The sequence below is a fragment of the Kitasatospora sp. NPDC018058 genome, from assembly GCF_044327205.1.
Taxonomy (GTDB): domain Bacteria; phylum Actinomycetota; class Actinomycetes; order Streptomycetales; family Streptomycetaceae; genus Kitasatospora.
Window position 1 is genome coordinate 65,620 of record NZ_JBIRFA010000001.1, and the last position, 26,613, is coordinate 92,232.

Sequence of the window (26,613 nt, forward strand, 5' to 3'; positions counted from 1 at the left end):
CGGTCCCGGCGGCCCCGGTCGCGCAGGCACTGGCTCCTCGCCCGGCAGTCGGGTGCCGGTCGCCCGGCAGTGGGGTGTCGGCGGGCCCATTAGGCTGGAGTGATCGGGGCGTCCCCGAGAGGGGCACCCCCGTCGCTGAGGGTGGGCCGCCCCTCGACCGCCGAACCCAGGAGCGCAGCACACGTGGCCGTCAACCTCGCCACCATCGAGTCCGTCACGAAGGTCTACGGCACCCGCACCCTGCTGGACGCGGTGAGCCTGGGCGTGAGCGAGGGCGACCGGATCGGCGTCGTCGGCCGCAACGGCGACGGCAAGACCACCCTGATCCGGATGCTCGCCAAGCTGGAGGAGCCCGACGGCGGCCGGATCACCTGGAACGGCGGCCTCGAACCGGCCGTCCTCACCCAGCACGACTCGCTCGACCCGAAGGCCACCATCCGGCACGAGGTCATCGCCGACCGCGCCGACCACGAGTGGCTCGGCGACGCCCGCATCCGCGACATCATCGAAGGCCTCTTCGGCGGCCTCGACCTGCCCGGCTTCGCCGACGGCCTCGACACCGTCATCGGCCCGCTCTCCGGCGGCGAGCGCCGCCGGATCGCCCTCGCCAAGCTGCTGCTCGGCTCGCCCGAGCTGATCATCCTGGACGAGCCCACCAACCACCTCGACGTCGAGGGCATCAACTGGCTCGCCCAGCACCTGCAGAAGCGCCGCTCCGCGCTGGTCTGCGTCACCCACGACCGCTGGTTCCTCGACCAGGTCTGCACCCGGATGTGGGACGTCCAGCAGGGCGCGGTGCACGAGTACGAGGGCGGCTACTCCGACTACGTCTTCGCCCGCGCCGAGCGCTCCCGGATCGAGGCCGTCGAGGAGCAGAAGCGCCAGAACATGGCCCGCAAGGAGCTCGCCTGGCTGCGCCGCGGCGCCCCGGCCCGTACCTCCAAGCCGCGCTACCGGATCGAGGCGGCCAACGCCCTGATCGCGGACGTGCCGGAGCCGCGCGACAAGAGCGAGCTGATGAAGTTCGCCAACGCCCGGCTCGGCAAGACGGTCTTCGACCTGGAGAACGTCACCGTCAAGGCCGGCCCCAAGCTGCTGCTGGAGAACCTCACCTGGCAGCTCGGCCCCGGCGACCGGATCGGCCTGCTCGGCGTCAACGGGGCCGGCAAGACCTCGCTGCTGCGCGCCATGCGGGACGCGTACGCGAGCGAGGGTGACGTGCAGCCGACCTCCGGTGTGGTCAAGGTCGGCAAGACCGTACGACTGGCCTACCTGTCCCAGGAGGTCGCCGAGCTGGACCCGGCGACCCGGGTGCTGCAGGCCGTCGAGCAGGTCCGCTCGCGCGTCGACCTCGGCAAGGGCCGGGAGATGAGCGCCGGCCAGCTGTGCGAGCAGTTCGGCTTCGGCAAGGACAAGCAGTGGACGCCGGTCGGCGACCTCTCCGGCGGCGAGCGGCGGCGGCTGCAGCTGCTGCGCCTGCTGATGGACGAGCCCAACGTGCTGTTCCTGGACGAGCCGACCAACGACCTGGACATCGAGACGCTCAACCAGCTGGAGGACCTGCTCGACGGCTGGCCCGGCTCGATGATCGTCATCAGCCACGACCGGTTCTTCATCGAGCGGACCACGGACGTCGTCCACGCGCTGCTCGGCGACAAGAAGATGCGGATGCTGCCCGGCGGCGTCGACGAGTACCTGGAGCGGCGGGCCCGGATGGCGGCCGCCGCGGCTCCCGTCGCGGCTGCTCCGGCCCCCGTCGCCGAGACCGCCTCCGGGCTCTCCGGCGGGGACCTGCGGGCGGCGAAGAAGGAGATGCAGAAGCTGGAGCGGCAGATCGCCAAGCTGGACGAGAAGGAGTCCAAGCTGCACGCCCAACTCGCCGAGCACGCCGCCGACTTCTCCAAGGTCGCGGAGCTGGACGGGCAGCTGCGCGCGGTCCGCGAGGAGAAGGAGGAGCTGGAGATGAGCTGGCTGGAGCTGGCCGAGCAGGTCTGAACTACTGCTCCTTGAGCAGGATTTCGAGTTCGTCCGCCGCACGGCCCAGCGCGCTCAGCGCGGGGTCGTGCGGCGCCGTCGGACGGGCCGCCGGCCTGGTCGGCGGGCGGTGCTCCCGGGCGGCGGCGGTCAGTTCGTCCAGCGCCCGGCGGACCCGGTCGGTCTCCGCGGGGTCGGGCACCCGGCCGCCGTACCGGATCTGCGCGGCGAACGCCGCCACCGCGCCGCCCAGCCGCTCCAGCGCGGCCGTGGCGGGCAGCCACTGCTCGGCCAGCTGGCCGGTGGGCGGCGGCTCGGCCAAGCCCCGCTGCACCTCCTGGCGGGCGTCCGCCAGGGAACGGTAGGCGGTGCGGCGCAGCCAGACCTGGGCCTGGCTGTTGCGGGTGTTCCGGGTAGTGGCGTCGAGGTAGGCGCGCAGGGCGGTGGTCGCGGTGACCAGCCGGGGCTCGATGCGGTGACGCGGGCGCTCGGGCCACAACAGGTAGCCGAAGAGCAGCACGACCGCGCTGGCGAGCACCGTGTCCAGCACCCGGGGCCAGAACTCCGCCGGGCTGCTCTGACCGCCGAGTTGGAGCAGGACCAAAGCCATCGGGGTGACCGCCACGGTGTTCAGCCCGTAGTGCGCGGCGGTCGCGTACGGGAGCAGGGCGACGCACAGCGCGGCCATCGCGGTCAGGGCCCAGTGGTTGGTGGTGAGCGAGAGCAGCGCCGCCGTGACCACCACGCCCAGCACCGTGCCGATCGCCCGGCTCACCGCGCGCAGGAACACCGAACCGAGATCCGGCTTCAGCACGAACGCGATCGTCATCGGCACCCAATAGCTCTTGCTGAGCGGGTAGTTGGCGGTCACCGCCTCGCCGACCGCGATGCACAGCGCGACCCGCAGCCCGTACCGGACGGAGGGACGCGACAACAGCCGTGCGCGCAGCCGCCACGGGTCGGGCGGGGGCGCGGGAGCGGTGCCGATCCGCGTCGGGCGGCCGGCGACGGTGTCGGCGGCGGCACGCAGCGCCACGTCCAGCGCCTGCCGCGCGGGGGTGTCGGGCCGCCAGTCGGGCACCGCCACCTCGCCACCGCCTCGCCGCACGGCCTGCGCCAGCCGGTTCGGGACCTCGGCGACCTCCGGCAGGACGGGGCGCCAGGCCCACAGCAGGCCGGTCGCGGCCTCGGTGGCGGCGAGGGCGGCCTCGTACATGCGGTGCAGGGCTTGCGGGTTGGTTCGGTGGGCCGGGTCCGGGAGTAGATCCTGGAGCTGGTTCAGGCGGGCGGTCAGCGCCTGGCGCGAGGCGGCGCCCTGCGGGGTGCCCAGATCCGCGAGGGTGCGGCCGAGCGCCTCGTAGACGGCGGCCAGCGCGCGGTTGCGGGGGTCGGAGCCGGACCGGTGATCGGCCTTCACCGGCAGACCCAGCACGACGACCAGCACCGCGCCCGCCAACACCATCGGCGCCGCCGCCCACCACGGATGCGGCAACGGCATTCCACTGCCCAGCGCGGCCGACACCAACAGCAGCATCCCGGCCGCCGAACCACGCGGGCCGGTCGCACTCAGCGCACCCGAGGCGAAGGCGGTGAGCGTCAGCGCGCAGCCGAGCACGGCGGCGCTCGCGTGGACGTGCTGGAGGCCCGTACCGATCAGCATGCCGAACGCCGAGGCGAGGGCGGCGGTCGCGATGCGGGCGGCTCTCTGCTTCGCAGGCTCCGCGCGGTCGTTCATCGTCGCGTGCATCGCGCCGAGCCCGGCGAACACCCCGAGATCCAGCCGGTGCGTCAGCAGGCCGGCCGTCAGCGGTACCGCCATGCCGAGCGCGGCACGGGCCATCGGCGCCAACGGCAGCGGCGGGCGGGCAGGTCGCACGGCGCGGGCCCACCAGGGCGTCGGCTTGCTGCTCGGAGGCATACGGGGTCACGTCCGTTCTGCGGCCTCGGGTCGCTGCTGTGCGACATTGCGCGGCAGATGGGGCGTACCGGGTCAGTCTACCCAGCGGCCTGGCGGTCGGCTGTACGTGTCAAGTTCGTACCGATCGTGCACGGGCGGGCCATGGGCCCTGCCAGCCCGACAGGGGTGGTGGCTACGATGAAGGAGGCGGAAACCGTCCACAGGGCGGGCGGTTGAACCGACCAGGACGGTACGAGCCAGAAGTTGACGGTGTGTTGCGGCGCGGAGCACCCGGGAGTTGCCCGGAGCAAGTGGCCGTACGGGGGAGAGGTGGACTGCTGTGTCAGAGCCGACGAAGCCTGCGGATCCTACGGGGGCGAACCCGGGGGGGACGGCTGATTCGACGCCGTTCATGCTGGATGGTGGGCCAAAGATCCCCTTGCCTTGGGGCGGGATCGATCTCACTCCCCTCGTCAGTACCGCGCAGACGGACGGCAGCGCCGGTGCCCTGGTGGCGGCCTTCGGCAAGCACAACGTCGAGGTCGAGATCGACACGCTCAGCGTGTTCGCGAACAAGATCGAGGCGCTGCTCGCCGCAATGGAGGGCTCGGAGGCTGCGCCGTACAAGCTAGCGGCGCAGACGGTGGCTCAGAAGAACTTTGTCGGCGGGGACCACGCCCACGAGTTCCTGGAAGCGGTCGCCCTGTCCTCCGCCTACGAGAAGGTCCACAGTCAGCTCGTCAAGCTACACAAGGACTTCACGTCGCAGATTAAGGCGATGAAGAACGCGGTCACGACGACGGCCCACAACTACTCGACCAACGAGGACAACGCGACAGCTGCCCAGAAGGCGGTCGCGCAGAGCACGGGTGTGGCGGGCACGAGCGGACCTGGGTCGAAGCGGACCGGCGCCAAGGACTTCTGATGGCGGTCGACAGAGACAGTTCACGGGGAACGGGGAGAAAGTAGTGGCAGTCCAGTCGAGGTTCGAAGACATGGACCATGACAAGCTCCTGAGCATGCTCAAGGGGACCGATTACGCGCTGGTGTTGAGTCGCGGGGCGAAGCTACAACAGGCTGGCGGTGTTCTGAAGGAGCTGAGCGAGGCTCTCAAGTCGCACCTTGGTAAGGTCACCTGGGAAGGCCAGGCTGCGGAGAGCTTCAAGACCTGGGCCGGGAACCTGCAGCAGTCCGCCGAGAAGCTGGGCACCTACTCTGCGGGTGCGGGCGACGCCATGAATCAGGCCGGCGAGGCACTCAGCACGGCCAAGGCCGCCGTGCCGCCAGTTCCGCCGGACGCCCGCGACTGGGTGATCGGGCGCCAGAAGCAGAAGGCCCCCGACCCCGAGGTGGTCAAGCAGCTGAAAATGGTCGGCTGGCGCCCGGGTGGCCCTTCCACTGCGGAAATCGATGCAGCGATGAAGCGCAGTGTCGGGGATAAAAATTGGATCTCCGAGACGCAGGCGATGGCCGGAACGAAGGAGCTCTACGACGCGCGCCAGGAAGCCATCCGCCAGATGGAGAAGCTGGGGGAGGCGTACGCCGCTGCGACGACGACGCTGACCGGGCTCGGCGACAATGTGGTGCTGCCGGGGACGCCTGAGACGAACCGGGAAACATCGTCTGACTACTCGAACGGCGGCAGTTCTGGGGGGAGCTCCGGCGGTGCCCTGCCCAGCCCGCGCTACAACGGCGGCAGCGTCAGGGGGAGCAGCCACCCCTCAGTTGCCAACTACGGCGGTGGCTCGATGACGCCCGGTGATCCGGGGACGAGCTGGCAGGAGGTGCCCAACTCCGGTCACAGCGGCGTGACTCCTCCGCATGGTGGCGGCCAGCTGCCACCAGCGCCGCAGGACCCGGGCTCCTCGATCCCGCCGTCCCACCCGTCGGACCCGGTCAACCGCCCGGGTACCGGTCTCGACAGCATCCCGACCCTGCCGGACCAGACCGTCCCGGTCGGGCCCGGCAGTGGTCCTGTGTTGCCGGGCGGCCCGAGCGGAAACCCCACCTACCCGGGTGGGCCCGATGGCCCTGTCGGCCTGCCCGGCCTGCCGGGCAGCGGGCCGATTTCCGGCTTCCCGGCCGGAACAGGTGGTGGCCCGGTCCCGGCCAAGGGCGTCGGAGGCATCCCCGGTAAGGGCGGCGGCCCGGTTCCCGCCCGCACGGGCCCCTTCGGCGGTGGCCCGGTTCCCGGCAAGTCCGGTACCCCGGGCCTGCCCAGCGGAACGGTCTTCGGCCGTGAGGGTGCGCCGGGCGGTGGCCGGGTCGGAGGAACGCCCATGGGTGGCGGAATGGGCATGCACCCGGGAATCGGTGGCGGCCACGGCGTCGTCGGTGGGGGCGGCAGCTCGCGTGGTCGGGGCCTGACCTCGACCCCCGGCGGAACGATCGGCGGCCGCAAGGGACCTGCCGTCGGCGGGGAGTTCACCCCTGGTGGTACGGGCCTGCGCAATCGGGCGGCAGCAGCGGGAGCCTCCGAGGGCGGTGCCCGGTCCGGGCAGAACGGCATGATGGCCCCGGGCATGGGCGGCCACGGCAGTCGGAACGAGCGCGACCGCCGCAGCCGCGCGGACTACCTGCACGAGGACGAGGAGACCTGGACCAGCGGTACGCCGCACAGCAACCCGGACGTGATTGAGTAGGACAGCACGGCTGCCCGGCCGCTGGGCCTTCCCAATGGCCGGGCAGCTCTGTTCGAGGCGGGTCTCCTGGCCAGCGGAGAGATCGACGAGGAGCTGTGATGGGGCGGACGAATACACGAGCGCGTCTGCGAGTGTTCGCGGTAGCGCTGACGGCGGTTGGAGTCGTGGTCGGCCCGGTCGCAACACCTGCGATTGCCGATGGCCCGATTCGTCCCGATCAGTGGCATCTGGATGCCATGCATGCCTCGGAGATGTGGAAGACCTCGAAGGGGGAGGGGGTCACCATTGCGGTGATCGACGGTGGGTTCAAGTTGGACCACCCGGACCTGGAGGGGCAGTTCCTGCCGGGCAAGGACTTCAGCGGGGGCGCGGGCGGTGTTGGATCTTACGGCGACGGGCATGGCACGGAGATGGCCAGCCTTATTGCCGGGACCGGAAAGTCCAATGGTGGTACCGGCGCTTACGGGCTTGCCCCCGGATCCAAGATTCTTCCACTGAAGATCAACAATGGGACTGTCGGGCCAGTAGTTTCGACTGACTTCCTCGGCCAGATTGGGCAGGCCGTTACATATTCGGTCGAGCAGGGCGCCAAAGTCATCAACATCTCGCAAGGAATTTCTTCGGTCGCCACTTCTCCCGACGATGTGGAAAAGTTGAACAAGATCTTGGCGTGGGCTCGTGGGAAGGGCTCGCTGGTCGTATCCAGTGTCGGAAATTCTGCTGACTCCGGAAACCTTGTCGAATACCCGAGCGCGCTGCCCAATGTTGTTGGGGTGGGCGCGGTTGGTCGCGATGTCGTTGCAACTTCAGAGTCCCAGCAGGGGCCGCAGGTGATCCTTGCCGCGCCGGGTGTGGATATGGTCGAAGCCTGTACCGGAAAAACGGGGTACTGCAAGAGTCATGGCACCTCGGCTTCCTCTGCTCTGGTATCTGCATCAGCGGCGTTGGTCTGGGCAGTTCACAAGGACTGGACCGCGAATCAGATCCTTCGGGTTCTCATCAATACGGCGGGAAAGCCGACTGACGGATCAGTGCGTAACAACGATGTCGGATACGGAGTTGTGCGGCCACGGATTGCTCTGACAGATCCGGGCGACCCCGGTCCGGCGGATGTGTCGCCTCTTCCGGCTGATGCAGCCACGCCGTCAGCTGGTCCGTCGCCGTCAGCGAGTTCGTCGGTTTCCGCGTCGTCGGTGCCGAGTGCTTCTGCGAGCCCGAGTGATGTGGCGGTGGGTGTGCCGACGGCGCAGCCGAAGGCTGATGCGTCGTCGGGGTCGGGTGGCAGTGCGGTGCCGATCGTTGCTGCGGTTGTGGCCGGGTTGGTGCTGGTCGCGGGTGTGGTGTTCGTGGTGGTGCGGCGGCGGAAGTCGGCTGTGCAGCCTGAGGCCGGTGTCCTGCCGGTGTCCTCGCAGCAGCCAGCAGGTGGCGTGACCCCGCTGCTTCCTCCGCCGTACGAGCCGCCGGTCGCGTCGGAGGACAACCCGTACACGAAGTAGTTCAAGCTGTCTTGGTGTTGTAGGGGAGTCAGGCGGGGAGTCGCTGGACGCGGGCTCGGCGGCTTGTGGTCGTCGGGCTTGCGAGTACGTGCATGGTGGGGGCGGCGCGTCGCCAGCTCTCGTGGGTGGGTCTCGATTCGGCTGATCAGTGGTCGGCAGTTCCCGCTGCGGCCGCACGGTTGCGCAGACCCGTGCTGCCTGGCGTGAACTCCCCGTCGGCGGCCGGTTCCTTACGACCGCCGACCGCACCGAGGGCGGCGCCCGCTCTAGGCAGAACGGCATGATGGCCCCGGGTACGGGGGGCCACGGCGGACGGAACGAGCGCGACGGCCGCAAGCGTGCCGACTACCTGCACGAGGACGAGGAGACCTGGACCGACGGTACGCCGCACAGCAATCCGGACGTGGTTGAGTAGGACGGCAATGTCTGCCCGGTCACTGGGCTTTCCCAGTGGCCGGGCAGACCTGTTCGGGGCAGGTTTTCCCGGTCAGCGGAAAGATCGATGAGGAGTTGTGATGGGGCGGACGAGCGCAGGGGTGCCTTCACCGATGGTACTCGGATTGACCCCGCCTGCTAATGAACTGGAGAACAAGCTCCAGCTGACGGCCACTGGATACTACAGCGAGAAGCGGTTTGCGGCGGCACTTCTGGATGCGGAGTTGCTTGTCTATGCCGGCTCGACCTGGCGGGGCCCTGTCGCAGTCATCGGAGAAGATGGCGGTAAAACAATTGACGGCTGCACATCGCTCGAATACGTCCCGCGGAACTGGCCGGGTGCCGTTCCGGTGCCCGTTCGTCTGCTGGTCGAAATTCCGGGATCGATAGACTTGCGCATCAATCCTGGCAGTCGGGTGACCGTGACCATTCCCATCGAAGACCTGCGGGAGGTCGCGGAATCTACGGTAAATGACGGGAGTGGAAGTTGACTACTGCTGGAAGAATCCCGACCGGGGAGCAGTATGGCGACGCGCGGGCTTTTGTCATCGGCTGTCAGCGACGTAATAATTCCAGGCTGGTGTCATGCGCAGACGATATCGTTGCGGCGTTCCACGCATGGTCTCAGCTCATGGACAAGAATCTGGCGCGAACCGAAGTGGCGATGAAGAACAGCGACTTTGAGCGGGCTGCGCACTCATGGGCCGTCGTGCTGGACGGTATCTCGCTCTGGGTGACGCGCCCCGACTTCCCGCCCTCCTTGTACGCTGATGCGTACGCGTCGCGCTACGGGGGCTGACCTCGCCTTTCGGCTTCAAAGAATCGCAGGAGCCCGGCCAGCGGGAAGCTGGCCGGGCTCATCCTGATCTGGGCGGTTACGTCTTGTGGGCTTCCACTGTGGAATCGGAGGTCCACCCGCCAACACGAGGTCTTCCGAACCCGACGCCGCCGAGCCGGGCGCAAGGAGCAAGCGCGGGTCGGTTGCGGTGAGGGCCTGCCTGGGCAGCGAGCGATGCTGACGTGAGCCGTCTCGGGTGGAGACGGGCTCACGCGGGCAGTTCCGTTTTGGGAGGTGACTACCGGGCATCGGTGGGGATCGTGCCGAGGCGGCTGGCCTGGAGTCCTCCATGGCCTGCTGGAGTTCGCGGTGGCTGTTCATCACGAACGGGCCGTACCAGGCGACTGGTTCGCGGATCGGTTGGTCCACAACGATGGGAGGAGATTCCGGCGATCGTCCACGGCGATGGGTCCGCCCGGGTGCAGACAGTCAGGCCGGCCACCAATCCGGGCCTATGGAAGCTCAGCGTCATCTACGGGGACGGCGGAAAATGGCACATCTACGGGGATGTCCTTCCATAATGAAAGGGTCTAGTTGATGAGTGAAAACGAAGAAAGTCGCCTTCGGGATGATATGCAATTGCGCCTAGTGGAGGGCGGGCCAGCCAGTTACGTTTATCGGACGGGCAAGCCGGTCGAGTACGTGGCGATTGCCAGCGAAAGCGTTGGGATTCTTGGCTACGTTTGGGCCTGTGACGCTGACGATGCCGCAGGCTGGGAGGCGCGGCTCTCCCTTGGTCCCATCGCGATGAATGGCGGTGCGTACTGGTTCGCCAGACTCCGTGAGACCAAGGCTCGCGGACTGCTTCCCTCGCAGGCCCTGGACGTGCTGTCCGCCGATACTGAGGGCGGCTGGTCCGGGAGGGTTGTGCCCGGCTCGCGAGCTACGGCAACAAGCGTTGAAGCGCTGCGCGAGAAGGCGCGCGAAGGCTGGGAGCCGCCCGCACAGCCGGAGCCGCCTCGCGGCCGTCGCCGCTGAGTCCCACGAGCGTTCGGTGGCTTCTATCCCAAGACAGGGGCGGAGGCCACCGACGCGCTCCGGCGTGAGGGCGGTCGGTGTGCGCCGGGGTCACTCGGGTGGCGGCTGGTGGGGGTGTCGGGGTGGTGGTGAGGGTGGTGGTATGGATGCGGAGGGTGTTGGGCGGGTAGGGCAGTTGCGGCGGGCGGCGGCTGCGGCGTTGATCGGGACGGCGATCGAGTTCTACGACTTCTTCCTGTACGGGACGGCGGCCGCGTTGGTGTTCGGGCCGGTGTTCTTTCCCGAACTGGGCACGGTGGGGGCGCTGTTGGCGGCGTTCTCGGTGTATGCGGTGGCGTTCCTGGCCCGGCCGTTGGGGGCGGTGGTGTTCGGGCACTTCGGTGACCGGGTGGGGCGGAAGGCGACGTTGGTGGTGTCGCTGCTGCTGATGGGGTTGTCGACGGCGGCGGTGGGGGTGTTGCCGGGGTTCGCGGTGTGGGGGTGGTGGTCGCCGGTGCTGCTGGTGGTGTTGCGGGTGTGCCAGGGCGTCGGGTTGGGCGGGGAGTGGGGCGGGGCGGCACTGCTGATCGCGGAGAACGCGCCGGCCGGGCGGCGGGGGCGGTACGGGGGGTTCCTGCAGTTGGGGCCGACGGGTGGGTTCGTGTTGGCGAACGGGGTGTTCCTGGCGCTCCAACTCGGTATGGACGAGGGGTCGTTCCGGGAGTGGGGGTGGCGGGTGCCGTTCCTGGCCTCACTGGCCCTGGTGGCGGTGGGGCTGTTCGTGCGGCTGCGGTTGACGGAGTCGCCGTTGTTCCGCGCGGACGAGCGGCGGGACCGGCCGCCGGTGGTGGAGGTGTTGCGGGAGCACTGGCGTCCGGTGCTGGCGGGCGGTGGGGCGATCACCGTGGGGTACGCGCTGTTCTACCTGACCACGACGTACGCGCTGGCGTACGCGACGTCCGGGCTGGGGGTGGCGAGCACGCTGGTGTTGTCGATGCTGCTGGTCGGCGCGGTGGGCATGGCCGTGGCGGTGTGGCTGAGTGCCTCGCGCAGTGACCGGTGGGGGCGGCGGCGGACCTTGCAGTGGGCGACGGCCCTCGCCGCCGGCTGGGCGCTGGTGCTGTTCCCGCTGTTGGAGACGGTGCGGCGGCCGCTGATGTTCGTCGGGCTGGCGGGGGCGATGGTGGTGCTGGGCGGCATGTTCGGGCCGATGGCGGCGTTCCTGCCGGAGCTGTTCCCGACCCGGGTGCGGTACACCGGGGCCGCGCTGACGTACAACCTGGGCGGTGTGATCGGCGGTGCGACGACGCCGCTGGTGGCCACCAGGCTGACGGCCGCGTACGGGACGGCGCAGCTGGTGGGTTGGTACGTGGCGGGGCTGGGTGTGCTGGCCCTGGGGTGTCTGTGGCTGCTGCCGGAGACCACGGGTGCCGAGCTGGCGGCGGTGGACGGCGGACGCCGCCGGGCGCCCGTCCTGGGGACGGACCCGGCGGCGTAGGCGCACCCGGCGCACCCGGCGCACCCGGCGTATCCGGAGGTCAGCCGGCCAGGGCGGCGCGGCCGGCCAGCAGGACCGCGGTGTGCTGGGCGACGCGCGCGCCGAGGTGCTCGGCGGTCGCGATGTCGGCCTTGTGGACGGCCTCGGCGCCGGCGTCGGAGGGCGAGGAGGCGGCGGCGCCGCTGAAGAAGCCGAGGCGGTTGAGGTCGTCCTCGCTGGCGGTGGTGGCGTTCCAGCCGGGCTTGAGGCCGAGGTTGACCCAGTTCATGCCGTGCTGGGCGGCGAGGGTCTGGAAGAAGCCGAGGGTGCTGGCCTTGTCGCCGCTCTTGGAGGCGGAGTTGGTGAAGCCGGCCGCGACCTTGTCCTTCCAGGCGTCGGTGAACCAGCGCTTGCTGGTGGCCTCGGCGAAGACGTGGAAGGCGCCGGAGGCGGTGCCCATGTAGGTGGGGGAGCCGAAGACGATCGCGTCGGCGGCGTCCAGCTGGGCCCACTGCTCCTCGGTGATGGTGTCGACGGCGATCGAGACGACCTCGGCACCTGCGGCGGCGGCGCCGCGGGCGACGGCCTCGGCTATCACGGCGGTGTGGCCGTAGCCGGAGTGGTAGGCGAGGGCGACGGTCGGACGGACGGCGGTCATACGGGCACTCCTGTACGGGACGGCGGTGAGCCGGTGGGGAAGTGGAGGGGACGGAGCGCGGACAGGGCGTACTGCGCGGGCCCGGCCCGTCGATCGGTCTCCAATATAGACCAGGTCTCCATTGGTTACCAGGGGCGGATTGGAGACCGTGGAGCTACCCTGGTCGGTATGACGACCGAGGAAGCGGCCTGCACCGGCATCGGGTGGCACCAGGAGCAGGAGCAGGAGCAGAGGCGAGAGCAGGGGCAGGAGCTGGAGCTCGATGTCTTCGCCCAGCTCTGCCCGAGCCGCGAGATGTTCGCCGAGCTGGCCGACAAGTGGTCGCTGCTGATCCTGATGAACCTGGCCGCCTGCGGGCCCCAGCGCTTCTCCGAACTCCAGCGCGGGATCGGCGGGGTCAGCCGCAAGATGCTCACCCAGTCGCTGCGCACCCTGGAGCGCAACGGGCTGGTGCGCCGCACGGTCTTCCCGGAGACGCCGCCGCGGGTGGTCTACGACCTGCTGCCGCTCGGCCGGGAACTGGCCGAGCTGGTCTGCCCGCTCGGTCGCTGGACGGAGCGGCGGGCCCAGCAGATGCTCGCGGCCCGCGAGGAGTTCGACGCGGCGCACGCCGAGGCCTGAGCGGGGGCCTGAGTGGTCGGAGCGCGGACCTGGGCGGTCGGACCGGGGGTGAGCGGGGCCGATTTCCCTTTCGGGTCGACGGCCGTGTAATGTCTTCCTTGTTCGACCGGCCCGGGAAAACAAACCCGGCAAGCCCCTATAGCTCAGTCGGTAGAGCGTCTCCATGGTAAGGAGAAGGTCTGCGGTTCGATTCCGCATGGGGGCTCAACTGAAAGACCCTCGCCTCACGGCGGGGGTCTTTCGCGTTCTTGAACCAGCACGGCCTGAACCGGCACAGCCCCTGGACCAGGCGTGGTCCGAGCCCGGCCGGACCGCCGACACGCGGTGGCCTAGCGGGTCGGGTGCGGAATGCGCTGTGATGGTGCGTCATCGGTCGCCCGCCCGTGGGGTGCGGGCGCGAGCCGGACCCCGACCGGGAGGGCGTCATGGGCGTTCGACTCGTGGTGGTCGACGACCACCGACTGCTGGCCGAGGCGCTGGCCACCGCGCTCCAACTGCGCGGCCACCGGGTGCTCGCGGTCGGCTCGCCGGCCGGCGTCGCCGCCGACCTGGTGGCCGGACGACGGCCGGAGGTGTGCCTGCTGGGCGTGGCCGCACCGGGGGATCCGGGTGCCTTCGAAGGGCTGCGCCGGATCCGCCGGGAGCGCCCCGAGGTGGCCGTGATCGTGCTCGGGCCGGTCGGTGAACTGCGGGGCGTGGCGGGGGCGTTCGCAGCCGGGGCGGCCGGGTACGTGCCCAGCGACGAGCGGATCGAGGTGGTCGAGCGAGCGATCGGACGGGCCCGGGCCGGCGAGGCCGCAGTGGCGGTGGACATCCTGCGCGGGGCCTTCGACCAACTGCTGCGCCCGGTTGCCGAACCGGACGACGAGGCGGTCCGGCTGCTGCGACTGCTGACCCGCCGTGAGGTGCAGGTGCTGGCCCGGATCGCGGACGGCGAGGACACCGCGGCGATCGCCGCCGGAATGCGGATCGCCGCGAGCACCGCCCGTACCCACGTCCAGCGGGTGCTGATGAAGCTGGGCGCGCGCACCCGGCTGGAGGCGGCCGCGGTGGCCGCGCGCACCGGCCTGCTGGAGCGGATGTCCGGCGGCTGAGGGCGGCGGCCGGGCCGGGCCGGGCCGGGGACCGGGGCGGCGGCCGAGGGCAAGGGTCAAGGGCAAGGGCTGAGGCCGGCCCGCGGGCGGCGGCTGTGGAGGACGGCTGAGGACCGGGTGAGAAAGCCCGGGAGCCGGCGCCCCGGTGGTCGGGAGCACCCCGCCGGGCAGGGACAATTGACCGCAGTCGTACGCAATCCCTCGATGGCCCGCCGACCGGGCGGACCATCGCCCGCTGGAGGTCTCATCATGAGTAAGTACCTGGTCACGGGTGGCGCCGGCTACGTCGGCAGTGTGGTGGCCGCCCACCTGCTGGAGGCGGGGCACCAGGTGACCGTCCTGGACGACCTCTCCACCGGCTTCCGCGAGGGCGTTCCGACCGGCGCCGAGTTCGTCGAGGGGCGGATCCAGGAGGCCGGCAAGGTGCTGGACGGCTCCTTCGACGGCGTGCTGCACTTTGCCGCCTCCTCGCAGGTCGGTGAGTCGGTCGTGGACCCGGAGAAGTACTGGCGCAACAACGTGGCCGGCTCGCTGGAGCTGATCAGCGCGATGCGCGCGGCGGGCGTGCGCAAGCTGGTGTTCTCCTCCACCGCCGCCACCTACGGCGAGCCGGAGGCGGTGCCGATCGCCGAGACCGCCCGCACCGCGCCGACCAACACCTACGGTGCCACCAAGCTCGCGGTGGACCACCTGATCACCAGCGAGGCCGTCGCCCACGGCCTGGCCGCCGTCTCGCTGCGCTACTTCAACGTGGCCGGCGCGTACGGCGCCTACGGCGAGCGCCACGACCCCGAGTCGCACCTGATCCCGCTGGTCTTCCAGGCCGCGCTGGGCCAGCGTCCGCACATCGCGGTGTACGGCGACGACTACCCGACCCCGGACGGCACCTGCATCCGCGACTACATCCACGTCGCGGACCTGGCCGAGGCGCACCTGCTGGCGCTGGACGCCGCCAAGCCGGGCGAGCACCTGATCTGCAACCTGGGCAACGGCAGCGGCTTCTCGGTGCGCGAGGTGATCGAGTCGGTCAAGCGCGTCACCGGCCGGGAGATCCCGGTGCAGGTGGCCGGTCGCCGGGCCGGCGACCCGGCCGTGCTGGTGGCCTCCGCCGAGCGCGCCCACCAGGCGCTGGGCTGGACGCCGCGCCGCCCGAGCCTGGACGACATCGTCGCCGACGCCTGGAAGTTCACCCTGGAGAAGAACGCCGGCTGACCACGGGCGAGTCGGGACGGCCCCGGGGTGCGGAAAGCACCCCGGGGCCGACGGACCGATCAAGTCCGGCCACTCACGCACCTCCTGGCGAAACTTCACCAAACCACCACGGATGGGTTTCCCGGCCCGTACGCTGAGTGCGGTACCCGTGGGGGCCGGCGCCCATGCGGCCTCACCGGCTGACCGGTGGGCGGGCGGAGCGACGGGTCCGGAGCACGCACGCCGGACCGGTCCCCGCTCCCGGGCTCGGGCGCGCTGAGCAGGGGGGTAGTGACGATGGGGCGGATCCGGGTCCTGGTGGTCGACGACCACCGGATCTTCGCCGAGGCACTGGCCGCGGCCCTCGCCGCCGAGCCCGACGTGGAGGTGGGCGCGGCCGGCAGCGCGGCCGCCGCCGAACGGGCGCTGGAGCGCGCCGCCGCCGAGGGGCGGGCCTACGACGTGGCGCTGATCGACGCCGACCTGGGGGCCGAGGCCGCGGGCGCGCGGGCCCGGCCCGGCGCCGAGCCGGCCGAGGAGGCCCGGCGCCGCCCGGCCCAGGCCGTACCGCCGCCGCGCCGGTCTGCGGTCCAGGCCGTGGTCCCCACGGCCGTCGCCCGCCCGGCCGACCGGCTGAGCCCCGACCAGCCGCGGGCCGACCAGCTCAGAGCCGTCTCCCCGCCCCCTGACGGCATCTCCCTGCTCGGCCGGCTCCGCCGCGCCCACCCCGGGCTGCGCGCCGTCGTCCTGGCCATCGCCGACGACCCGCACCGCGCCGCCCGGGCACTGCACGCGGGGGCCACCGGCTGGGTGGCGAAGGAGAGTTCACTGGCCCGGCTGCTCGCAGTGGTCCGGGGCGTGCTGCGGGACGAGACGCATCTGCCGCCCGCGCTGCTCACCGGGGTGATCCGCGAGCTCACCACCGCCCGGCGGGACCGCACCGAGAGCGAGCGGCTGGTCGACACCCTCACCCCGCGGGAGAAGCAGATCCTGCGCTGCATGGTCGCGGGGCTGGGTCGGCAGGCCGTCGCCGAGCGGCTCTACCTGTCGCCGCACACGGTCCGGACCCACATGCAGAACGTGCTCGGAAAGCTCGGGGTGCACTCGACGCTGGCCGCCGTCGCGGTCGCCCGCCGGGCCGGGGTCAGCCCCGCCGAACCGGCGGTACCGCCGTCCGTCGCCTCCGCCCCGTAAACGGCCCCGAACGGCGGCCCCTGAGAACGGCGGCGGCCCCGAACGGCGGCGGCCCCTGAACGGCGTCGCCCGAACGACAGCGGAAGGCTCAGCCCGGGATGTTGTCGAACGGTGCGACCAGCAGCCGCAGCAGCGCGGCGAGTTCGCCCTGCTGGTCGGAGCTGAGCTGGGCCAGGAGTTCGCGCTCGTGCGCGAGCAGTCCGGCCAGTGCCTGGTCGGCGCGGTCGCGGCCGTCGTCGGTGAGCCGGACCAGGACGCCGCGCCGGTCGTCCGGGTCGGGCAGGCGCTTGACCAGGCCCTTGCCGGTGAGGCGGTCGATCCGGTTGGTCATGGTGCCGGACGTGACCAGGGTCTGGGTGAGCAGCTGGCCGGGGGAGAGCTGGTACGGGGGGCCGGCCCGCCGCAGGGCGGTCAGGACGTCGAACTCCCAAGGCTCCAGGCCGTGCTCGGCGAATGCGGTGCGGCGGGCGCGGTCGAGGTGCCGGGCGAGCCGGCTGACCCGGCTGAGCACCTCAAGCGGCTCCACGTCGAGGTCGGGGCGCTCTCGGCGCCACGCTGCGACCAGCCTGTCGACCTCGTCCTCCATGACGATCAGTGTATCGGTGGATGTGTCGATGTGAAGTCTCTTGACATCGAGAAATGTGCCCGCGAGGCTTCATCGAGATATCTTGATGTCGAGATACCTGCGAGGTGAGCCATGACCACCCCCGTCTGGGACCCGGCGCAGTACCTGCGCTTCGCCGACGAACGCACCCGCCCGCTGCGCGAACTGACCGCCCGCGTCCCCGCCCTCCCGGATCCGGACGACGCCGTGATCCTCGACATCGGCTGCGGCCCGGGCAACTCCACCGCCGTCCTGCGCGAACGCTGGCCGCAGGCCCGGATCACCGGAGTCGACAACTCCGCCCCGATGCTCGCCACCGCCCGCGCCGAGGGCGAACCCACCGCCGACTACCTGCTCGCCGACGCCCGCGAGTACGACCCGGCCCCGGCCCGACCGGACCTGATCGTCTCCAACGCCACCCTGCAGTGGATCGACGGTCACCTCGACCTGATCCCGCGCTGGGCCGCCGCGCTGCGCCCGGGCGGAGTGGTCGCCTTCCAGGTCCCCGGCAACTTCGAGGCACCCAGCCACACCCTGCTCGCCGAACTGCGCCGCAGCCCGCGCTGGCGCGACACCCTCGGCGCCGACGCCGTCCGCTCCGGCGTCCACCCGCCCGAGCGCTACCTCGACGCCCTCGCCGCCGCCGACTGCCTCCCCGACGTCTGGGAGACCACCTACCGCACCCTGCTCCCCGGGCCGGACCCGGTGCTGGAGTGGGTGAAGGGCAGCGCGCTGCGGCCCGTCCTCACCCGGCTCGCCGACCCGGCCGACCGGGCCGCCTTCCTCGCCGAGTACGGGCGGCTGCTGCGCGAGGCCTACCCGGCCGGGCCGTACGGGACGGTCTTCCCGTTCCGGCGGATCTTCGCGGTCGGGGTGAAGCGGTAGCCGGGGTGAAGCGGTGGTCGGGGTGAAGCGGTGGTCGGGGTGAAGCGGTGGTCGGGGTACGGGGCGGGGGCGAAGCGGGGCCCGGCGCGGGCTCAGCCCTTGCGGTCGCCGACCAGCTTCGGGTGCCGCTCCAGGCCCTCCAGCCCGTGCCAGGCCAGGTTCACCAGGTGTGCCGCCACCGTCGCCTTGTCCGGCTTGCGGACCTCCAGCCACCACTGGCCGGTCAGCGCGACCATCCCGACCAGCATCTGCGAGTACATCGGGGCCAGCCGGGCGTCGAAGCCGCGGGACTTGAACTCCAGGCCCAGGATGTCCTCGACCTGGGTGGCGATGTCGCTGATCAGCGAGGCGAAGGTGCCGGTCGACTGGGCCACCGGCGAGTCCCGGACCAGGATCCGGAAGCCGTCCGTCGAGGTGTCGATGTAGTCCATCAGCGCGAACGCGGCCTGCTCCAGCAGCTCGCGCGAGTGCCCCCCGGTGAGCGCCCCCGTCACCATGTCCAGCAGTAGTTGCATCTCGCGGTCCACCACCACCGCGTACAGCCCCTCCTTGCCGCCGAAGTGCTCGTACACCACGGGCTTCGACACCCCGGCGCGCTCGGCGATCTCCTCCACCGAGGTGCCGTCGTAGCCGCGCTCCGCGAAGACCGTCCGGCCGATCTCCAGCAGCTGCTCCCGGCGCTGCTTGCCGGTCATCCGGACCCGGCCGCCTCGGCGGCGCGGGGCCGAGGCGGCCGCGCCCCCGTCCGCGCCCCGTTCCGAGCCCCCGTTGGCGGGCGTGCCCGCCGGTGCAGCGGCCCGCGGACGGGCCGGCGCCGTTCCGGGCGCCGCGTCCGTCCGCGTGCTGTGGTGACCGCCTGTGCTGTCTGCGCTGCTCCCGTTCACCCCTACATCATGCTGGAAGTGCCGCCTCATGCGGCGCGGCGGGCGGCGATCCGCTGTGCGTCCGGCCAGCGGACGTCCCGGACCCAGCCGGCCAGCTCGAACCAGCGGATCAGCCGGGCCGAGGAGTCGATCTGCCCGCGGAGCACCCCGTGCCGGGCCGCGGTCGGGTCGGCGTGGTGCAGGTTGTGCCAGGACTCGCCGCAGGAGAGCACCGCCAGCCACCAGACGTTGCCGGAGCGGTCCCGGGAGCGGAACGGGCGCCGGCCCACCGCGTGGCAGATCGAGTTGATCGACCAGGTGACGTGGTGCAGCAGCGCCACCCGGACCAGCGCCCCCCAGAAGAAGGCGGACAGCGCACCCTCCCAGGACAGGCTCACCAGGCCGCCGATCAGTGCGGGCAGCAGCAGCGAGATCATGGTCCAGAGCCAGAACAGCCGGGAGATCCGCCTCATGGCCGGGTCGCGGACCAGGTCCGGGGCGTACTTGAGCTGCGGGGTCTGCTCCTCGTCGAACATCCAGCCCATGTGCGCCCACCACAGGCCCTTGATCAGGGCCGGGACGCTCTCGCCGTACCGCCAGGGCGAGTGCGGGTCGCCGTCCTTGTCGCTGAACCGGTGGTGCTTGCGGTGGTCGGCCACCCAGCGCACCAGCGGGCCCTCGACCGCCAGGCTGCCGGCGATCGCCAGCACCAGGCGCATCGGGCGGTTGGCCTTGAAGGCGCCGTGGGTGAAGTAGCGGTGGTAGCCGACGGTGACGCCGTGGCAGGTCAGGAAGTACATGGCGACGGTGATCGCCGCGTCCGTCCACCCCAGCCCCCACCCCCAGGCCACCGGCACGGCGGCGGCCAGCGCGGCGAACGGCACGAGGATGAACAGTGCGAGTGCGACGCGTTCGGCGAGGCCCTGTTTCTCCCCGCCACGGGTGGCGGACAGCCGGGTCGCTGCGTCGGCGGAGGGATCGGGGAGTGCGGCGCCCCCCGGGTGCGCCTCGCCTGCCTGGATGGTCATGGGGCGTCCCTTCGCGGCGTCCCTTGAACGGGACAGAGCGGAGCCTACGTTGGCGTAACCTACGGAATCGTAGGTTGCGCTCCGTGCTCGGGGGAACACATCGCCACGCGGCGCTTGAGTGAATTCACCCGACTGGATGGATGAACCCGGGGCCCGGCATGTTCGATCGGCTCCGGCGGATCGGGGCTTGCGGATCGGGCTTGTTGATACCCACGGGAGGGTCGACTCGGGTAGGGTCTGACACGACTGTCCGCCGTGGTGTAATGGCAGCACAGGGCCCTTTGGAGGCCTTTGTCTGGGTTCGAATCCTAGCGGCGGAGCCTTTGCACGCCTCGGGTTCGGGCGTTTCCCCCCTCGCCGGTATTGTCGGTGCTGCTCGGCGGACTGTGCGAATGGCGACCGGCCTGGGTCCGGGCCGGGCCTGCCCTCCCTCTCTGTGAACCTACTGAGGAGCCTCCCCGCATGGGTGCCAATTCGCTTGCCGCCGTTGTCGTGCTCGCCGCCGGTGGCGGGACCCGGATGAAGTCGAACAAGCTGCCCAAGGTGCTGCACGAGGTCTGCGGGCGCTCGCTGGTGGGTCACGCGGTGTCGGCGGCCGGTGAACTGGCGCCGGAGCAGCTCGTCGTGGTGGTCGGCCACCAGCGCGAGCAGGTGGAGGAGCACCTGGCGGCGCACTACCCGGCGGTGCGGCCGGTGGTGCAGGAGGAGCAGAACGGGACCGGGCACGCGGTGCGCACGGCGCTGGAGGCGCTGGCCGCGGACGACGTGGTGCTGGACGGCACCGTGATCGTGACCGCCGGTGACTCGCCGCTGCTGACCGGGCAGACCCTGCGTCGACTGGCCGACGCCCACGCCGCGCAGCAGAACGGGGTCACCGTGCTGACCGCCGTCGTTCCCGCGCCCTTCGGCTACGGCCGCATCCTGCGCGACGAGGACGGCACCGTCGCCGCGATCGTCGAGGAGCGGGACGCCAGCGACACCCAGCGTGCGATCACCGAGATCAACTCGGGCGTCTTCGCCTTCGACGCCAAGCTGCTGGTCGAGGCGCTGGCCGAGCTCACCACGGACAACTCGCAGGGCGAGGAGTACCTGACCGACACCCTGGAGATCCTGCGCAAGGCCGGACACCGGGTCGGCGCCGTGGTCGCCGAGGACCACCGGGACATCCTGGGCATCAACGACCGGGTCCAGCTGGCGCAGGCCCGCCGGTTGCTGAACGACCGCCTGCTGGAGCGGGCGATGCGCGCGGGAGTCACCGTGGTAGACCCGGCGACCACCTGGTTCGACGTGCAGGTCTCGTACGAGCCGGACGCCGTGGTGCTGCCGAACACCCAGCTGCAGGGCGCCACCCACCTGGGCGAGGGCTGCGAGGTGGGCCCGAACTCCACCCTGAAGGACACCCTGATCGGCGCCGGCGCCCGTGTGAGCAACACCACGTCCGACCGCGCCGAGGTCGGCGAGCTGGCCATCGCCGGCCCGTACGCCTACCTGCGGCCGGGGGCGAAGCTGGCCCGCAAGGCGAAGGTCGGCACCTACGTCGAGGTGAAGAACTCCGAGCTGGGCGAGGGCGTCAAGGTGCCGCACCTCTCCTACATCGGCGACGCCACCATCGGCGAGGGCACCAACATCGGCGCGGCCTCGGTCACCGTGAACTACGACGGGGTCAACAAGCACCGCACGGTCATCGGCGCGCACTGCCGCACCGGCTCGGACAACATGTTCATCGCCCCGGTCACCATCGGTGACGGCGCCTACACCGGCGCGGGCTCGGTGATCACCAGCGACGTCCCGGCGGGCGCACTGGGCGTGAACCGGGCGCAGCAGCGCAACATCGAGGGTTGGGTCGAGCGCAAGCGCCCCGGGACCACGTCCGCCCAGGCCGCGAAGGCTGCGACGGACGGGGCCGCTGAGGCCTGACGAGCCGGGCGGTGCGCCCGCGGGGCGGTCCCGGGGCGGACGGTTTCCGCGCGGGCGCGTAACCTTGAGGACATACGTGCGCCACCGGGCTTACCGCCCCTGTCCAGGCGTACCGAGAATTCCCTGATCCCCGTGAGTGCGGGCTGCGCCTGCCCTCCACGGGGACGGGGTTCAGCGTCCGCAAACGCGAGGAGACGGTGCAGTGAGCGGGATCACGACGTCGGGTGAGAAGAAGCTGAAGCTCTTCTCCGGCCGTGCCCACCCGGAACTGGCGAAGGAGGTGGCCGAGGCGCTGGGGGCCGAGCTGGTCCCGACCAAGGCCCTGGACTTCGCCAACGGCGAGATCTACGTCCGTTTCCTGGAGTCGGCGCGCGGTGCGGACTGCTTCGTGATGCAGAGCCACACGGCTCCCATCAACCAGTGGATCATGGAGCAGCTGATCATGATCGATGCTCTGAAGCGGGCCTCCGCCCGGAGCATCACCGCGATCCTGCCGTTCTACGGGTACGCCCGTCAGGACAAGAAGCACCTGGGTCGCGAGCCCATCTCGGCCCGCCTGGTCGCCGACCTGCTGCGCCAGGCCGGTGCCGACCGCCTGATGGCCGTGGACCTGCACACCGCGCAGATCCAGGGCTTCTTCGACGGCCCGGTGGACCACCTGTTCGCGCTGCCGCTGCTGGCGGACTACGTGGGCGAGCGGGTCGACCGCTCCAAGCTGACCATCGTCTCGCCGGACGCCGGCCGGGTGAAGGTCGCCGACCAGTGGTGCGACCGCCTGGATGCCCCGCTGGCGATCATCCACAAGCGCCGCGACATCACCCAGGCCAACACCATCCTGTCGGCCGAGGTCGTCGGTGACGTCAAGGGCCGGGTCTGCGTCCTGGTCGACGACATGATCGACACCGCCGGCACCATCTGCGCCGCCGCCGACGCGCTGTTCGAGAACGGCGCGGCGGACGTCCTGGTGGCCGCCACCCACGGCGTGCTCTCCGGCCCGGCCGCGGACCGGCTGAAGAACTCGCGGGTGAGCGAGTTCGTGTTCACCAACACGCTGCCCACCCCGGCGCAGCTCCAGCTGGACAAGATCACCACGCTGTCCATCGCCCCCTCGATCGCGGCCGCGATCCGCGAGGTGTTCGAGGAGGGTTCGGTCACGAGCCTCTTCGAGGGCGTGCACTGACGAAGGCCCCGCGCGGCGGCCCCGGTCCCTCGTGGGCCGGGGCCGCCGCCGATTTCGCGGGAGGGCGCCGATGCGGTTAGACTCGTGCAACTGCTCGGCGAGGGATGCCGTGTGCCTGCTGGACGGGCACCGACACCGTGATCGACGCGCTGCCGGTGGCGGATTCCGTCCGCCGGCAGAGGCCGTTGCCGCCGAGTGACCCCCGAACGTACTGAGGGTGTGGTCCCGGCGGTTTTTCGCGTTGCCTGCACCCCCGCGCCAGTCTTCACGAGGAGTGCAGTCGTGTCCGAGATCCGCCTTGCCGCTGAGACCCGTACCGAGTTCGGCAAGGGTGCCGCCCGTCGCGCCCGCCGCGCCGGCTTCGTCCCCGGTGTCGTCTACGGCCACGGCCACGCCCCGGTTCACCTGAACCTGCCCGGCCACGACCTGATGATGGCCCTCAAGACCCCGAACGCCCTGCTGGTCGTCCCGATCGACGGCAAGGACGAGTACGTGCTGCCGAAGGCCGTCCAGCGCGAGGCCATCAAGCGCACCATCGAGCACGTCGACCTGCTGCTGGTCAAGCGTGGCGAGAAGGTCACCGTCGAGGTCCCGGTCCACACCGAGGGCGAGCTGGCCGCGGGCGGCAACCTGCTGGAGCACGTCCTGCAGGCCCTGCCGATCGAGGCCGAGGCCACCCACCTGCCCGAGGCTGTCACCGTCTCGATCGAGGGCCTGGAGGCCGGTGCCTCGGTCCACGCCAAGGACATCGTCCTGCCGGCCAACATCTCGCTGGCCGTCGACGCCGACGCCGTCGTGCTGCAGGTCATCGCCGCCCAGGCCGCCCCGGCCGAGGAGGAGGCCGCCGAGGCCGAGGGCGCCGAGGCCTGAGCCTCCTAGCGCTTAACTGCTGAGACCGCTGCCCCGGTCGCTCCCGCTGGAGCGCCCGGGGCAGCGGTGTGTCCGGGATGATGACGTCGAGCGCTAAGGCGAGGAGAGCAAGGAATGGCTGAGGAGTACGACGGGCCCTGGCTGGTGGTGGGGCTGGGCAACCCGGGGGAGCAGTACGCCCGGAACCGGCACAACATCGGCTTCATGGTGGTGGACCTGCTGGCGCAGCGGATGGGCGCGAAGTTCAAGGCGCACAAGAGCCGGGCGCAGGTGGCCGAGGGCCGACTGGCGGGCAAGCGGGTGGTGCTGGCCAAGCCGATGTCCTTCATGAACCTCTCCGGCGGGCCGGTGACGGCGCTGCGGGACTTCTACAAGGTGCCGGCCTCGGCGCTGATCGCCGTCCACGACGAGCTGGACGTCGACTACGCGGCGCTGCGGCTGAAGCTGGGCGGCGGGGACAACGGTCACAACGGCCTGAAGTCGATCACCAAGTCGCTGGGGCCGGACTACCACCGGGTGCGCTGCGGGATCGGTCGTCCGCCGGGCCGGATGGAGGTCGCGGACTTCGTGCTGAAGGACTTCTCCTCGACCGAGCGCAAGGAACTGGAGTGGTTCGTGGACCGCTCGGCGGACGCGGTGGAGGCGCTGCTGTCCGAGGGGCTGGAGCGGGCGCAGGGCACGTACAACTCCTGACTGGCCGTCATGGGCGTGCTGTGCGCGGTACACAACAGTCGTACAACGCTTGCCGTTCCAAACCTGAATCCATGTGAGAACCCTGTGCGGGATCGGATACCGTCGGCCTGGTACGCGAACGGGTCCTGGGGAGTTCTCGATGCGGAGATTGCGTCCGGTCCGCCGACTTCGGCGGCTCCGGGTGGTCCGGCTGAAGCAGCTCGGACGACGAGTCGGTACGGCCGGTGCGCTGGGGGCGGCCGGAGTGTTGTTGTCCAGCGGCGCGGTGGCGCACGCCGATCCGGTGGCGGAGCCGGATCCGGCGGTCTCGCCGGAGCCCGCGGCGGCGCAGTTCGCTCCGGTGCTCGGCGACTCGGTCGGGCCGGACGCCGGGCTGCTGGCGGTCGGCGGCGGCCTGGTGGTCGTGGCCGGCGGCGCCGCGCTGTGGCTGAAGCGGCGGCGCGCGGGCGAGCCCGCGGAGTAGGAACGTGACGTGAGGGGCCGGTGTCCACGGAAGTGGGCGCCGGCCCTTCGCCGTCCTGTCATCCGTTTCCGGCGGGCGGGGCGTCATGAGGGTATGAAGCGCGAATCGATGCGCCCGGGGGGTTCCGGATCCGACCCGTTCGACGAGTTCGTCGCGGCGCGGTACCAGGCCCTCCTGCGGGGGGCGTACCTGATCACCGGGGATGTTCACGACGCCCGGGACCTGTTGCACGACGCCCTGGCCCGGGTGTACCCGAAGCGGGCGGCGATCCGGGATCCGGGTGCGGCCGAGGGGTACGTCCGCCGGACGATGGTCCGCACCCACGTCTCGCGGTGGCGCCGGACCAGACGCGAGGTACTGACCTCCGCACTGCCGGACGGACCGGCGGCCCAGGAGGCCGAGCGGGACGAGCAGTTGGCGGTGGCGATGGCCGGGCTGCCCCGGCGGCAGCGCGCGGCGGTGGTGCTCCGTTACTACCTGGACCTGTCCGTCGCGCAGGTGGCGGGGGAGCTGGGGTGCTCGGTGACCACGGCGAAGACCCACCTGGCACGGGGGATCAAGGCGCTTCGACAGGAACTGGAACCGACGAGGGAGTTGGTGGGGCGTGAGCGCTGAGAACGAGTTCGAGGAGGAGCTGACCGTCCGGCTCGGGACGCGCGCGGCGGGGATCGGCGGCATCCCGCCACTGGCCGAGCTGCGTGAGGAGGGGCGGCGACGAGCACGGCGCCGGGGGGTGGTGCGGGCGGTCACGGCGGTGGCGGTGCTGGCCGTCGGCGCGGGGGCGCTGACGCAGCTGGGCGGCGGTTCCGGGACCGGCCGTACGGGCGCGGCGGGGGCGGGCGTCGCTCTGGTGAGCCCGACGACAGGTGGGACGGACGCGGGGCCGGAGGCCGTGATCCTGAGTTGCGCGAAGGGACCCACGTCCATGCGGACACCGGGCTGGCATCAGCACCCGACCCGGATGCCGTCGGGGGCGCCCTCGTCGGGCTTTCCGTCGTCGGGTGTCCCGTCGTCGGGGGCGCCGTCCACCGGCGTCCCCTCGTCGGGATCTCCGTCGTCCGGTGTCCCGTCGTCGGGGGCGCCGTCCACCGGCGTCCCCTCGTCGGGGATGCCTTCGTCCAATGTGCCGTCCTCCGGAACACCGTCCTCCGGTGTCCCGTCGTCCGGTCACCGGTCGGCCTGGCCCGCGTCCTCGGGCTCACCGTCGTCGTTGTCGTCGGCCGATCTGGCGAACATCGAGCTGGGGCGGGCGGGTACGGCCGTGGAGATGACGGCGATCATGAACGTGGTGTTCCGCGAGCACTATTTCGGTACCTGCCGCGATGCGGGCACGAACACGCTCTACGTGATGCGGGTCCCGGGCAGCGACCTGGACGTCGCCGCGACCCGGGCGGTGGCCGACCGGCCCTGGGTGAAGCTTCAGTTCGTGGATGCGGCCGGTTCGCGTGACCAGCTGATGGCGTTCGCCGCCCGGATCCGGGCGGACACCGGGGAGTGGCGGTCCAAGGGTGTGGAGATCGAGGCGGTGACGCTCGCCGTCGACGGCACCGGAGTGGTGGTCGACACTCCGCAGTGGGCGTCCGCAGGTGCGGAGATCAAGGCGAAGTACGGCTCCCTGGTGGCCGAGGTCCGTTAG

The 26,613-nt window shown here is 71.1% G+C and carries 28 protein-coding genes, 2 tRNA genes and 1 pseudogene; 24 read left to right on the top strand and 7 right to left on the bottom strand.

The features are described from left to right. Window positions 1-183 precede the first annotated feature (183 nt). A complete protein-coding gene (locus ACH4E7_RS00305; RefSeq protein WP_396246764.1) occupies window positions 184-1,995 on the top strand; it encodes an ABC-F family ATP-binding cassette domain-containing protein in 1,812 nt (603 codons plus the stop codon). Window position 1,996: 1 nt separating this feature from the next. Here the strand turns inward: ACH4E7_RS00305 and ACH4E7_RS00310 are convergent, their stop codons facing one another. Next, window positions 1,997-3,892 (bottom strand): FUSC family protein, encoded by a 1,896-nt coding sequence (locus ACH4E7_RS00310; RefSeq protein ID WP_396246765.1) that lies wholly within the window; start codon window positions 3,890-3,892, stop codon window positions 1,997-1,999. A gap of 391 nt (window positions 3,893-4,283) precedes the next feature. On the opposite strand from ACH4E7_RS00310, the gene ACH4E7_RS00315 reads away from it, so the two are divergent. The 6 genes from ACH4E7_RS00315 to ACH4E7_RS00340 all read left to right on the top strand — a co-directional run bounded on the left by ACH4E7_RS00315 (window position 4,284) and on the right by ACH4E7_RS00340 (window position 9,243). Next, window positions 4,284-4,796, top strand: a complete 513-nt coding sequence (locus ACH4E7_RS00315; RefSeq protein WP_396246766.1) for a hypothetical protein — start codon at window positions 4,284-4,286, stop codon at window positions 4,794-4,796. Window positions 4,797-4,866: 70 nt separating this feature from the next. Continuing rightward, the gene (locus ACH4E7_RS00320) at window positions 4,867-6,513 is read left to right on the top strand and encodes a WXG100 family type VII secretion target (protein ID WP_396246767.1); all 1,647 of its coding nucleotides are present in this window, start codon (window positions 4,867-4,869) and stop codon (window positions 6,511-6,513) included. Window positions 6,514-6,644: 131 nt separating this feature from the next. After that, window positions 6,645-8,009, top strand: coding sequence for a S8 family serine peptidase (locus ACH4E7_RS00325; RefSeq protein WP_396246768.1), 1,365 nt, complete (start codon window positions 6,645-6,647; stop codon window positions 8,007-8,009). Between the two features lie 148 nt (window positions 8,010-8,157). Continuing rightward, complete coding sequence (locus ACH4E7_RS00330; protein WP_396246769.1) at window positions 8,158-8,424, top strand: hypothetical protein; 267 nt, start codon at window positions 8,158-8,160, stop codon at window positions 8,422-8,424. Between the two features lie 100 nt (window positions 8,425-8,524). After that, a complete protein-coding gene (locus ACH4E7_RS00335; protein WP_396246770.1) occupies window positions 8,525-8,935 on the top strand; it encodes a hypothetical protein in 411 nt (136 codons plus the stop codon). A gap of 140 nt (window positions 8,936-9,075) precedes the next feature. Beyond that, complete coding sequence (locus tag ACH4E7_RS00340; RefSeq protein WP_396246771.1) at window positions 9,076-9,243, top strand: hypothetical protein; 168 nt, start codon at window positions 9,076-9,078, stop codon at window positions 9,241-9,243. A gap of 277 nt (window positions 9,244-9,520) precedes the next feature. Here the strand turns inward: ACH4E7_RS00340 and ACH4E7_RS00345 are convergent. Beyond that, window positions 9,521-9,645: pseudogene (locus tag ACH4E7_RS00345) on the bottom strand (pirin-like C-terminal cupin domain-containing protein); the annotation flags it as partial. A gap of 29 nt (window positions 9,646-9,674) precedes the next feature. Between ACH4E7_RS00345 and ACH4E7_RS00350 the strand changes: the two are divergent. The 3 genes from ACH4E7_RS00350 to ACH4E7_RS00360 all read left to right on the top strand — a co-directional run bounded on the left by ACH4E7_RS00350 (window position 9,675) and on the right by ACH4E7_RS00360 (window position 11,737). After that, on the top strand, window positions 9,675-9,803 hold the full coding sequence (locus ACH4E7_RS00350; protein ID WP_396247128.1) for a hypothetical protein: 129 nt from the start codon (window positions 9,675-9,677) through the stop codon (window positions 9,801-9,803). Between the two features lie 16 nt (window positions 9,804-9,819). Further along, window positions 9,820-10,260, top strand: coding sequence for a hypothetical protein (locus tag ACH4E7_RS00355; protein WP_396246772.1), 441 nt, complete (start codon window positions 9,820-9,822; stop codon window positions 10,258-10,260). Between the two features lie 142 nt (window positions 10,261-10,402). Next, window positions 10,403-11,737, top strand: a complete 1,335-nt coding sequence (locus ACH4E7_RS00360; protein WP_396246773.1) for an MFS transporter — start codon at window positions 10,403-10,405, stop codon at window positions 11,735-11,737. Between the two features lie 40 nt (window positions 11,738-11,777). Here the strand turns inward: ACH4E7_RS00360 and ACH4E7_RS00365 are convergent, their stop codons facing one another. Beyond that, entirely contained in the window at window positions 11,778-12,374 is a 597-nt protein-coding gene (locus ACH4E7_RS00365) for a flavodoxin family protein (RefSeq protein ID WP_396246774.1), read from the bottom strand. Between the two features lie 168 nt (window positions 12,375-12,542). On the opposite strand from ACH4E7_RS00365, the gene ACH4E7_RS00370 reads away from it, so the two are divergent. The 5 genes from ACH4E7_RS00370 (at window position 12,543) to ACH4E7_RS00390 (ending at window position 16,474) form a co-directional block, all read left to right on the top strand. Continuing rightward, on the top strand, window positions 12,543-12,995 hold the full coding sequence (locus tag ACH4E7_RS00370; protein WP_396246775.1) for a winged helix-turn-helix transcriptional regulator: 453 nt from the start codon (window positions 12,543-12,545) through the stop codon (window positions 12,993-12,995). 132 nt (window positions 12,996-13,127) lie between these two features. After that, window positions 13,128-13,200: transfer RNA gene (locus ACH4E7_RS00375), tRNA-Thr, on the top strand. A gap of 220 nt (window positions 13,201-13,420) precedes the next feature. Next, window positions 13,421-14,089, top strand: coding sequence for a LuxR C-terminal-related transcriptional regulator (locus ACH4E7_RS00380; RefSeq protein WP_396246776.1), 669 nt, complete (start codon window positions 13,421-13,423; stop codon window positions 14,087-14,089). Window positions 14,090-14,338: 249 nt separating this feature from the next. Next, a complete protein-coding gene (gene galE, locus ACH4E7_RS00385; protein WP_396246777.1) occupies window positions 14,339-15,301 on the top strand; it encodes a UDP-glucose 4-epimerase GalE in 963 nt (320 codons plus the stop codon). 276 nt (window positions 15,302-15,577) lie between these two features. Beyond that, on the top strand, window positions 15,578-16,474 hold the full coding sequence (locus ACH4E7_RS00390; protein WP_396247129.1) for a LuxR C-terminal-related transcriptional regulator: 897 nt from the start codon (window positions 15,578-15,580) through the stop codon (window positions 16,472-16,474). 88 nt (window positions 16,475-16,562) lie between these two features. On the opposite strand, the gene ACH4E7_RS00395 is transcribed toward ACH4E7_RS00390, so the two are convergent. Continuing rightward, window positions 16,563-17,060, bottom strand: a complete 498-nt coding sequence (locus ACH4E7_RS00395) for a MarR family winged helix-turn-helix transcriptional regulator (RefSeq protein WP_396246778.1) — start codon at window positions 17,058-17,060, stop codon at window positions 16,563-16,565. 111 nt (window positions 17,061-17,171) lie between these two features. On the opposite strand from ACH4E7_RS00395, the gene ACH4E7_RS00400 reads away from it, so the two are divergent. Beyond that, window positions 17,172-17,963 carry a methyltransferase domain-containing protein gene (locus ACH4E7_RS00400; RefSeq protein ID WP_396246779.1) on the top strand — a complete coding sequence of 264 codons (792 nt, stop codon included), beginning with the start codon at window positions 17,172-17,174 and terminating at the stop codon, window positions 17,961-17,963. 92 nt (window positions 17,964-18,055) lie between these two features. On the opposite strand, the gene ACH4E7_RS00405 is transcribed toward ACH4E7_RS00400, so the two are convergent. After that, on the bottom strand, window positions 18,056-18,658 hold the full coding sequence (locus tag ACH4E7_RS00405) for a TetR/AcrR family transcriptional regulator (RefSeq protein WP_350526162.1): 603 nt from the start codon (window positions 18,656-18,658) through the stop codon (window positions 18,056-18,058). 215 nt (window positions 18,659-18,873) lie between these two features. Continuing rightward, complete coding sequence (locus tag ACH4E7_RS00410; RefSeq protein ID WP_396246780.1) at window positions 18,874-19,854, bottom strand: acyl-CoA desaturase; 981 nt, start codon at window positions 19,852-19,854, stop codon at window positions 18,874-18,876. A 249-nt stretch (window positions 19,855-20,103) separates the two neighbouring features. Between ACH4E7_RS00410 and ACH4E7_RS00415 the strand changes: the two genes are divergently transcribed. The 7 genes from ACH4E7_RS00415 (at window position 20,104) to ACH4E7_RS00445 (ending at window position 25,592) form a co-directional block, all read left to right on the top strand. Beyond that, window positions 20,104-20,174 (top strand) — tRNA-Gln (locus ACH4E7_RS00415). 142 nt (window positions 20,175-20,316) lie between these two features. Next, window positions 20,317-21,771 (top strand): bifunctional UDP-N-acetylglucosamine diphosphorylase/glucosamine-1-phosphate N-acetyltransferase GlmU, encoded by a 1,455-nt coding sequence (gene glmU / locus ACH4E7_RS00420; RefSeq protein WP_396246781.1) that lies wholly within the window; start codon window positions 20,317-20,319, stop codon window positions 21,769-21,771. 202 nt (window positions 21,772-21,973) lie between these two features. Further along, window positions 21,974-22,951, top strand: coding sequence for a ribose-phosphate diphosphokinase (locus tag ACH4E7_RS00425; RefSeq protein ID WP_396246782.1), 978 nt, complete (start codon window positions 21,974-21,976; stop codon window positions 22,949-22,951). A 282-nt stretch (window positions 22,952-23,233) separates the two neighbouring features. After that, on the top strand, window positions 23,234-23,821 hold the full coding sequence (locus ACH4E7_RS00430; RefSeq protein ID WP_396246783.1) for a 50S ribosomal protein L25/general stress protein Ctc: 588 nt from the start codon (window positions 23,234-23,236) through the stop codon (window positions 23,819-23,821). A gap of 114 nt (window positions 23,822-23,935) precedes the next feature. Further along, entirely contained in the window at window positions 23,936-24,514 is a 579-nt protein-coding gene (gene pth / locus ACH4E7_RS00435) for an aminoacyl-tRNA hydrolase (RefSeq protein ID WP_355670028.1), read from the top strand. Window positions 24,515-24,653: 139 nt separating this feature from the next. After that, the gene (locus ACH4E7_RS00440; protein WP_355670027.1) at window positions 24,654-24,977 is read left to right on the top strand and encodes a hypothetical protein; all 324 of its coding nucleotides are present in this window, start codon (window positions 24,654-24,656) and stop codon (window positions 24,975-24,977) included. 93 nt (window positions 24,978-25,070) lie between these two features. Further along, window positions 25,071-25,592: a SigE family RNA polymerase sigma factor gene (locus tag ACH4E7_RS00445; RefSeq protein ID WP_396246784.1), complete on the top strand. Its 522-nt coding sequence runs from the start codon at window positions 25,071-25,073 to the stop codon at window positions 25,590-25,592. Window positions 25,593-25,922: 330 nt separating this feature from the next. Here the strand turns inward: ACH4E7_RS00445 and ACH4E7_RS00450 are convergent, their stop codons facing one another. Beyond that, the gene (locus ACH4E7_RS00450) at window positions 25,923-26,099 is read right to left on the bottom strand and encodes a hypothetical protein (protein ID WP_396246785.1); all 177 of its coding nucleotides are present in this window, start codon (window positions 26,097-26,099) and stop codon (window positions 25,923-25,925) included. Between the two features lie 145 nt (window positions 26,100-26,244). Here ACH4E7_RS00450 and ACH4E7_RS00455 point away from each other — a divergent pair, with 145 nt between their 5' ends. Further along, window positions 26,245-26,613: a hypothetical protein gene (locus ACH4E7_RS00455; RefSeq protein ID WP_396246786.1), complete on the top strand. Its 369-nt coding sequence runs from the start codon at window positions 26,245-26,247 to the stop codon at window positions 26,611-26,613.

Excerpts from the sequence above, each read along its gene's own strand:
- ACH4E7_RS00310 (WP_396246765.1), bottom strand. The coding sequence starts at position 3,892 with ATGCCTCCGAGCAGCAAGCCGACGCCCTGGTGGGCCCGCGCCGTGCGA.
- ACH4E7_RS00315 (WP_396246766.1), top strand. The coding sequence starts at position 4,284 with ATGCTGGATGGTGGGCCAAAGATCCCCTTGCCTTGGGGCGGGATCGAT.
- ACH4E7_RS00320 (WP_396246767.1), top strand. The coding sequence starts at position 4,867 with ATGGACCATGACAAGCTCCTGAGCATGCTCAAGGGGACCGATTACGCG.
- ACH4E7_RS00335 (WP_396246770.1), top strand. The coding sequence starts at position 8,525 with ATGGGGCGGACGAGCGCAGGGGTGCCTTCACCGATGGTACTCGGATTG.
- ACH4E7_RS00340 (WP_396246771.1), top strand. The coding sequence starts at position 9,076 with ATGGACAAGAATCTGGCGCGAACCGAAGTGGCGATGAAGAACAGCGAC.
- ACH4E7_RS00355 (WP_396246772.1), top strand. The coding sequence starts at position 9,820 with ATGAGTGAAAACGAAGAAAGTCGCCTTCGGGATGATATGCAATTGCGC.
- ACH4E7_RS00360 (WP_396246773.1), top strand. The coding sequence starts at position 10,403 with ATGGATGCGGAGGGTGTTGGGCGGGTAGGGCAGTTGCGGCGGGCGGCG.
- ACH4E7_RS00365 (WP_396246774.1), bottom strand. The coding sequence starts at position 12,374 with ATGACCGCCGTCCGTCCGACCGTCGCCCTCGCCTACCACTCCGGCTAC.
- ACH4E7_RS00370 (WP_396246775.1), top strand. The coding sequence starts at position 12,543 with ATGACGACCGAGGAAGCGGCCTGCACCGGCATCGGGTGGCACCAGGAG.
- ACH4E7_RS00380 (WP_396246776.1), top strand. The coding sequence starts at position 13,421 with ATGGGCGTTCGACTCGTGGTGGTCGACGACCACCGACTGCTGGCCGAG.
- galE (WP_396246777.1), top strand. The coding sequence starts at position 14,339 with ATGAGTAAGTACCTGGTCACGGGTGGCGCCGGCTACGTCGGCAGTGTG.
- ACH4E7_RS00390 (WP_396247129.1), top strand. The coding sequence starts at position 15,578 with ATGGGGCGGATCCGGGTCCTGGTGGTCGACGACCACCGGATCTTCGCC.
- ACH4E7_RS00395 (WP_396246778.1), bottom strand. The coding sequence starts at position 17,060 with ATGGAGGACGAGGTCGACAGGCTGGTCGCAGCGTGGCGCCGAGAGCGC.
- ACH4E7_RS00400 (WP_396246779.1), top strand. The coding sequence starts at position 17,172 with ATGACCACCCCCGTCTGGGACCCGGCGCAGTACCTGCGCTTCGCCGAC.
- ACH4E7_RS00405 (WP_350526162.1), bottom strand. The coding sequence starts at position 18,658 with ATGACCGGCAAGCAGCGCCGGGAGCAGCTGCTGGAGATCGGCCGGACG.
- ACH4E7_RS00410 (WP_396246780.1), bottom strand. The coding sequence starts at position 19,854 with ATGACCATCCAGGCAGGCGAGGCGCACCCGGGGGGCGCCGCACTCCCC.
- glmU (WP_396246781.1), top strand. The coding sequence starts at position 20,317 with ATGGGTGCCAATTCGCTTGCCGCCGTTGTCGTGCTCGCCGCCGGTGGC.
- pth (WP_355670028.1), top strand. The coding sequence starts at position 23,936 with ATGGCTGAGGAGTACGACGGGCCCTGGCTGGTGGTGGGGCTGGGCAAC.
- ACH4E7_RS00440 (WP_355670027.1), top strand. The coding sequence starts at position 24,654 with ATGCGGAGATTGCGTCCGGTCCGCCGACTTCGGCGGCTCCGGGTGGTC.
- ACH4E7_RS00445 (WP_396246784.1), top strand. The coding sequence starts at position 25,071 with ATGAAGCGCGAATCGATGCGCCCGGGGGGTTCCGGATCCGACCCGTTC.
- ACH4E7_RS00455 (WP_396246786.1), top strand. The coding sequence starts at position 26,245 with ATGACGGCGATCATGAACGTGGTGTTCCGCGAGCACTATTTCGGTACC.